The organism is Pseudoalteromonas sp. S4741, from assembly GCF_005886135.1.
Lineage (GTDB): Bacteria > Pseudomonadota > Gammaproteobacteria > Enterobacterales > Alteromonadaceae > Pseudoalteromonas > Pseudoalteromonas tetraodonis.
In genome coordinates this window covers 1-6,283 of the sequence record NZ_PNCN01000129.1, presented here as the reverse complement: position 1 = coordinate 6,283, position 6,283 = coordinate 1, and the positions used below count along the sequence as shown (strand labels likewise).

At 41.2% G+C, this 6,283-nt stretch carries 6 protein-coding genes; 2 read left to right on the top strand and 4 right to left on the bottom strand.

What is annotated here, in order from left to right:
- Nucleotides 1-29 precede the first annotated feature (29 nt).
- The 3 genes from CWC30_RS15470 to CWC30_RS15460 form a co-directional block, all read right to left on the bottom strand.
- Nucleotides 30-962 carry a DHH family phosphoesterase gene (locus tag CWC30_RS15470; RefSeq protein WP_138627544.1) on the bottom strand — a complete coding sequence of 311 codons (933 nt, stop codon included), beginning with the start codon at nucleotides 960-962 and terminating at the stop codon, nucleotides 30-32.
- Nucleotides 963-1,096: 134 nt separating this feature from the next.
- Complete coding sequence (locus CWC30_RS15465) at nucleotides 1,097-2,545, bottom strand: dihydrolipoyl dehydrogenase (RefSeq protein WP_138627543.1); 1,449 nt, start codon at nucleotides 2,543-2,545, stop codon at nucleotides 1,097-1,099.
- Nucleotides 2,546-2,599: 54 nt separating this feature from the next.
- Nucleotides 2,600-3,328 (bottom strand): glutathione peroxidase, encoded by a 729-nt coding sequence (locus CWC30_RS15460; protein ID WP_138627542.1) that lies wholly within the window; start codon nucleotides 3,326-3,328, stop codon nucleotides 2,600-2,602.
- 113 nt (nucleotides 3,329-3,441) lie between these two features.
- Between CWC30_RS15460 and CWC30_RS15455 the strand changes: the two genes are divergently transcribed.
- Nucleotides 3,442-4,341 carry a LysR substrate-binding domain-containing protein gene (locus CWC30_RS15455; protein WP_138627541.1) on the top strand — a complete coding sequence of 300 codons (900 nt, stop codon included), beginning with the start codon at nucleotides 3,442-3,444 and terminating at the stop codon, nucleotides 4,339-4,341.
- A 14-nt stretch (nucleotides 4,342-4,355) separates the two neighbouring features.
- Here the strand turns inward: CWC30_RS15455 and CWC30_RS15450 are convergent, their stop codons facing one another.
- Nucleotides 4,356-5,543: a flagellar assembly protein T N-terminal domain-containing protein gene (locus tag CWC30_RS15450; RefSeq protein WP_138627540.1), complete on the bottom strand. Its 1,188-nt coding sequence runs from the start codon at nucleotides 5,541-5,543 to the stop codon at nucleotides 4,356-4,358.
- 139 nt (nucleotides 5,544-5,682) lie between these two features.
- Between CWC30_RS15450 and CWC30_RS15445 the strand changes: the two genes are divergently transcribed.
- The gene (locus tag CWC30_RS15445) at nucleotides 5,683-6,141 is read left to right on the top strand and encodes an LPP20 family lipoprotein (protein WP_010387855.1); all 459 of its coding nucleotides are present in this window, start codon (nucleotides 5,683-5,685) and stop codon (nucleotides 6,139-6,141) included.
- Nucleotides 6,142-6,283: the final 142 nt, after the last annotated feature.

The window sequence follows — 6,283 nt, the reverse complement described above, 5'->3', positions numbered from 1 at the left end:
CCCCGAACCCCGAACCCCGAAGCTATAACTCAGCCATCACTGGTAATTGTAGCAATCAGCTCACTCAATACTTCTTCAGCTTTGCTGGTTTCTACTTGGCAAGTGCCAGCATTTAAATGGCCGCCGCCGCCATATTTAAGGCATAACTCGCCCACATTGGTGTTTGAGCTACGGTTGGTGATTGATTTACCAATGGCGTACACTACGTTTTGCTTTTTAAGCCCCCACATTTTATGAATTGAGATATTACACTCGGGGAACATGGCGTAAATAACGAAGCGGTTAGTAGCGTAAATGGTTTCTTCTTCGGTTAAATTGAGTACCACTAAGTTGTCGTGTACTGATGAGCAGCGGTCTATTTGCTCTTTAGCTTGTGCGTTGTGCTCGTGGTATAACGCAACACGCTCGGCAACATCTTCCATTGCTAGTATTTGTTCTATGCTGTGATCTTTACAGGCGTCAATTAACTTCATCATTAACTGGTAATTAGAAATTTTGAATTCACGAAAACGGCCAAGTCCTGTGCGCGCATCCATAATAAAGTTCATCAGTACCCAGTCTGTTGGGTTTAAAATTTCGTCTTTTGAAAATTGTGCAGAATCCCCTTTATCGACCGCTTCCATCATGTCAGTTGAAATATTAGGGAATTTCTCTGCACCGCCATAATAGTCGTATACAACGCGTGCCGCAGAGGGCGCATCTGGGTCAATAATGTGATTTTTTATATTGCTTGCGTTACGAACGGCTTCACTCAAGTGATGATCAAATGCAATATGACAACCGGCAACATAGGGGAGGTTAGTGGTAATATCGTTGCTGGTAATGGCTATTTTACCGTCTTGCATGTCTTTTGGATGCACAAATAAAATATCGTCGATTAAATCTAAATCTTTAAGTAATACGGCACACACTAGGCCGTCAAAATCGCTTCGAGTGACAAGTCTATATTTATTATTGCTCATTTTCGGTCCATTTTTGTTTGTTTATTAATCTGAGTGTAGCAGTTTAAACGCCATTTTATATACCCGTTTTTAACATAAAAAAAAGCCAAAACAATGGTTTTGGCTTTGAGTAGCAAGTGTGTATTAGTGATGTGTTATGCGCCTGGGCCACATTCCATACAATGGTTAAGAATGTCTGGGCCAAATTTTAATTTGGCGTTTAAATCACGCAGTGCCGTGCGCAGGCCTTCTTCAATAACAGGGTGATAAAAAGGCATATCTAGCATTTGTGATACAGTCATTTTGTTTTGTACAGCCCATGCAAGTAAGTGAGCAATGTGCTCTGCTTGTGGGCCTATAAATTCAGCACCTAAAAACAAACCGGTACCGTGCTCGGCATATACGCGCATGTGCCCTTTGTTTTTCAGCATAACGCGGCTGCGACCTTGGTTTTCAAAGCTAACTTCGCCTATTTCAAAGCAATCACAGCTTCCTAATCGTTGGCTAATTTCTTTAAAGCTTTCACCAACCATGGCTATTTGTGGGTCGCTAAACACAGCGGCAATTTTAGCTCTACGTAAACCAGCACGCACTTGAGGGTAGCGGCCTGCGTTTTGCCCTGCGATTGTTCCTTGATCGGATGCTTCGTGAAGCAGTGGGATCATGTTACTGGCATCGCCGGCAATAAATATGTTTGAGTCGCCACATTGCATAGTGTGGGCATCGGCTAGTGGTACGCCACGCTCATCAAGCTCTATGCCGGTGTTTTCTAACCCTAGCTTATCGGTGTTTGGTACTCGCCCGGTTGCAGCCAGTACATAGTCAAACTGCTCAGTATGTTTAACACCTTGCTTGTCGGTGTAGGTGAGCTGGGCTTTATTACCTACTTTTTTCATGTCTGATACGTTTGAGTCGGTATCAACATAAAATTCTTCTGCAAATACGGTGTTAGCGTAATCTTTAACCACGGGATCGGTTAATGGGCCTATGGCACCACCTACACCAAAGAGTTTTACCTTTACCCCTAATCTGTGCAATGCTTGGCCAATTTCAAGGCCTATAACGCCTGGGCCAAATACGGCTACTGATTCTGGTAAATCATCCCAGTCGAATACATCGTCATTAATAATCAGTCGGTCGCCAAAGTTATTAAATACGCCAGGGTAAGATGGGCGTGAACCTGTTGCTATTACAAAGCGTTTAGCAGTGATAATGGTGTGCTCATCTATTTGCACGCGGTTGGCGTCTAAAAACTGTGCATAGCCACGAATTTTATCTTCGCTAGGTATTTCATCTACGGCTTCTACTACGAATCCTGCAAAGCGATCGCGCTCACTTTTTACTCGTGCCATAACGGCTTTACCGTCAATTACCGGTTTTGAGCTGTGAACTCCAAAGGCAGGGGCCATTTCTATTGAGTGCGCGGCTTCTGCTGCTGCAATCAATAATTTACTTGGCATGCAACCAACACGTGCGCAGGTTGTACCGTAAGGGCCAGATTCAATCATAAGTACGTTTTGAGTAAATTGTTTAGCATTACGGTAGGCACTTAAACCAGCGGTACCTGCACCTATAACAACAACGTCGGTTTGCAATTCTTTCATAGTGTTTTTCCTTTAATAAACAGGGGCGTTGCAGCCCCTGTTTTATTTACTTAATTAAGCAAAGTATTTTTCTAGGTCGTCTGAGCCACCAATGTGCTTACCGCCAATAAATACTTGTGGTACGGTTTCACGGCCCGATACCGCTTTAAGGCTGGTAAGTGATGCGCCAGCGCCCATTACAATTTCTTCAAAAGCAAAGCCTTTAGCTGTAAGTAGCTCTTTTGCTTTTTTACAGAAAGGACAGCCAGGCTTAGTAAATAGAGTAACTGCTTCTGGTTTTACTTGAGTTGGGTTGATGTAATCAAGCATAGTGTCAGCGTCAGATACTTCAAACGGGTCGCCTGGTAAATCTGGCTCAATAAACATCTTCTCTATTACGCCATCTTTAACCAGCATAGAGTATCTCCAGCTGCGCTTACCAAAACCTAAATCGTTTTTATCAACTAGCATACCCATGCCGTCAGTAAATTCGCCGTTACCATCTGGTAGTAAGGTAATATTTTGCGCTTCTTGATGTTCAGCCCATGCGTTCATTACAAAGGTGTCGTTTACTGATACACAAACAATGTCGTCAACGCCATTTTGTTTAAGTACACCAGCTAACTCGTTGTAGCGTGGTAGGTGAGTTGATGAACACGTTGGTGTAAATGCACCAGGTAGTGAAAACACAACAACCGTTTTGCCTTTAAAAATGTCGTCTGTAGTTACTGATTTCCATTCGTCGTTTTGACGCGTTGCAAATGTAACGTTAGGGATTGTTTGACCTTCAATATTGTTTAACATGTTTTTAGTTCCTCTTGATTTGTTGATAGCCATTATGGCGAACAATTAAATATAGTTCCAATCGTTTGTTTGTATTAAACTGATAGGTATAAGCTATCAGGTTGAGTGTGAATATGAACTTAAAAGATTTAGAGTATGTCAAAGCGGTTGCCCACTATAAGCATTTTCGTAAAGCGGCCGATGCCTGTTTTGTAAGCCAGCCTACCTTAAGCGGGCAAATTAAAAAGCTTGAGCAAGAATTGGGTGTTATTATTTTTGATCGCTCTACCAAGCACGTTACCTTAACTGCCAAAGGTGAACGTTTATTGACACAAATAGCTGTCGTTTTAGAGCAAACACAAATATTAAAAGAGCTGGCAGCAACATCTAATGAACCACTGCAGGGTAAGCTTACCATTGGTATTATTCCAACGATTGCGCCTTATTTATTACCTACGCTACTAACATCAATGAAAGCAGCGTTTATAAATAGCCAGTTTTCGTTTACTGAAATGCAAACAACCACTATTTTAGCTGCGCTAGAAAGTGGTGAAGTCGACTTTGCAATTTTAGCGGATGTACCTGAACTTAAAAGTTACCATACCATTGATTTATATAAAGAAGACTTTTTAGTTGCCGTATCAAGCGATAACGCATTGTGTAAGCATAAAAAAGTGGCACTGCAAGACCTGCAAGGTTGCAACCTACTAATGTTAAGTGATGGCCATTGCTTTAAAGATCAAGCCCAGCAGTTTTGTTTTTCGGCAGGGGTAGATGTTTCCAGCCAGTATCAAGGAAATAGCCTTGAGACTTTATTGGCGCTGGTGGCGATGGATGATGGTATTACGTTTGTGCCAAAACTTGCAGCAATACCACGAGTGGGTATTCATTATTTGCCTATTTTTCCTAATCAACAACGTAATATTGTATTTGCATGTAGAAAGCATTATCCGCACTTATCTGGGGTTGAGCAATTGGCTCAGTGGTTAAGCGCCCACTCTAATTTAAAGGCTAAACTAAGCGAGGCGCTTTAGCATTTTACATGCGGCTATTGCTCGGCAATCTCTACAATGTCATTAATTTGTACGCCCGGCAAAGGCTGATCATTAATACTGACGGCAATAGCGCTGTGCTGATAAAGCTGCTCAATTCGTATACGGTTAAGTGTAGTGATGGTATGCGGCATAGTGTTGCCTTGTGCGTCGGTTAAATAATTATGATGGGCAATACTCAGTAGTTGGCCTTCTTCTAAGCCATGAGCCTTACCTAAATTAATCACTAATTTATTGTTTTCCATATGCATTATTTTACCTTGAGTAGGTAGACAGGCCATGGCTGCTTGTAGGTCGTAACTTAAGGTTTGGTTTATATCACTAATGCTTTGGCCAAAAGGTGATTGCCAAAACCGATTACTATTTACATCAATAATGGCTGTTTTTTCAAATGGCCAAATTGCTTGGCTTTGATAGCTATTTTGCCATAACGGCTCGTAAGTGGTGCCATTAAATAAGCTAAACTCTATTTGGTAGTGGCGCTGATAGCTTTCATCTTGCCAAAACGCATAGTCGCTATTGAGTTTATCGCTGGTAGATAAACTGGTTATTTGGCTTAACAGCACATATTGCGCATTGCTGCGTGATGAAATTTCTTCTAACTGACTGTTTGAATAGTCATGCTGTTGATTAAAGTAGGTATCAACCTTTATAGCTTTGTTGAAATAGGCAACGGGTATTGCACTCATTTTTGATTTTTGCAACGAGGTATAAATGTTTTTACTGACTGCTTTGTTAATGTCAAATATTTGACCCATTCTCGCTTGTTCACGATTTGTTAATTGGCTTTGCGTGACAGCTATAAACTTATTAAAGTTGCTTTGTGGGCATTGCTCTGTTTGCGCAAAGATATCTAAGCGTAAGGTAATTGCAAACTCATCACTACTGCGGTTTTCGCTAACGAGCTCTATTTTTTGAATTTCGCCTTGGCTACTTATTTTTAGCTGATCTTGGGTTAAAACACCATCAACAAGTGTTTGCACCGAGCTCACCCGCGCACCAGAGAATACAAGGGCTTGGGTAATCGCATCTTTTATTGCAGCGGCCTTTGCACCGGGAATGTCGCTATTTTGAATAACCGCATGGCCTGTAGACTCATACCACTGAGCGTGGGTAAAAGGTGAAAACGTTAATACCGCAGTGGTGCTTAATCCTGCCAATACTGCTTTTAAAAACGATTTCATACTCTTACTCCAATTAAACGTTAGCGTTAATGAATCTCAGCAAGTAATGTACCACTATTATTTGTTGTTACAGAATATAGGTATCACTGGCATTAAACGTGCATAACTGAGTTTAATTAGTTTTTAAAGGCCCTGTATGATGCGAGTAATGCCATTAATGATCACATTAGGCTGCTTAACGTTAAGCGGTTGTAGCAATATATTTGATAAGCACGTTGAATATAAATATGTTGAGCCAAATAATTACCCTGTATTAAAAGCAATAGGGTACGCGCCCATTAGTTTGCAGTCGGGAAGTAATGACACTCAAAAACAACTTATGGCGATTAAGGCTTCAAAGCTAGAAGCATACCGCGAACTAACAGAGCAAGTATACGGGCAAAAAATTACCGCAGGTACAACCGTTGCAGGCTCTGTTGCCCAAGATGATTATTTACAAAGCAAGGTACAAGGTATTATTAAAGGCGCACAAATTATAAAAACATATGCCGTAAATGATATGTATATAACTGAGCTTGAACTTAATATGAAACGCGTTCACGACTTGTACATAGGTGAGATAAAGCCACGTGAAGTGAAAAAAGTGACTTATTACTGAGCGACAAATTATTACCCATAAAAAAACGCTTAAACGAATTATCGTTTAGGCGTTTTTTTATGGGTATTCTTTTTTAGCAGTTTCGCCGTAAACCCTCGCCCGATCCGAGGGCGGGGATATAAGGCGTAAAGTTCGAAGAACT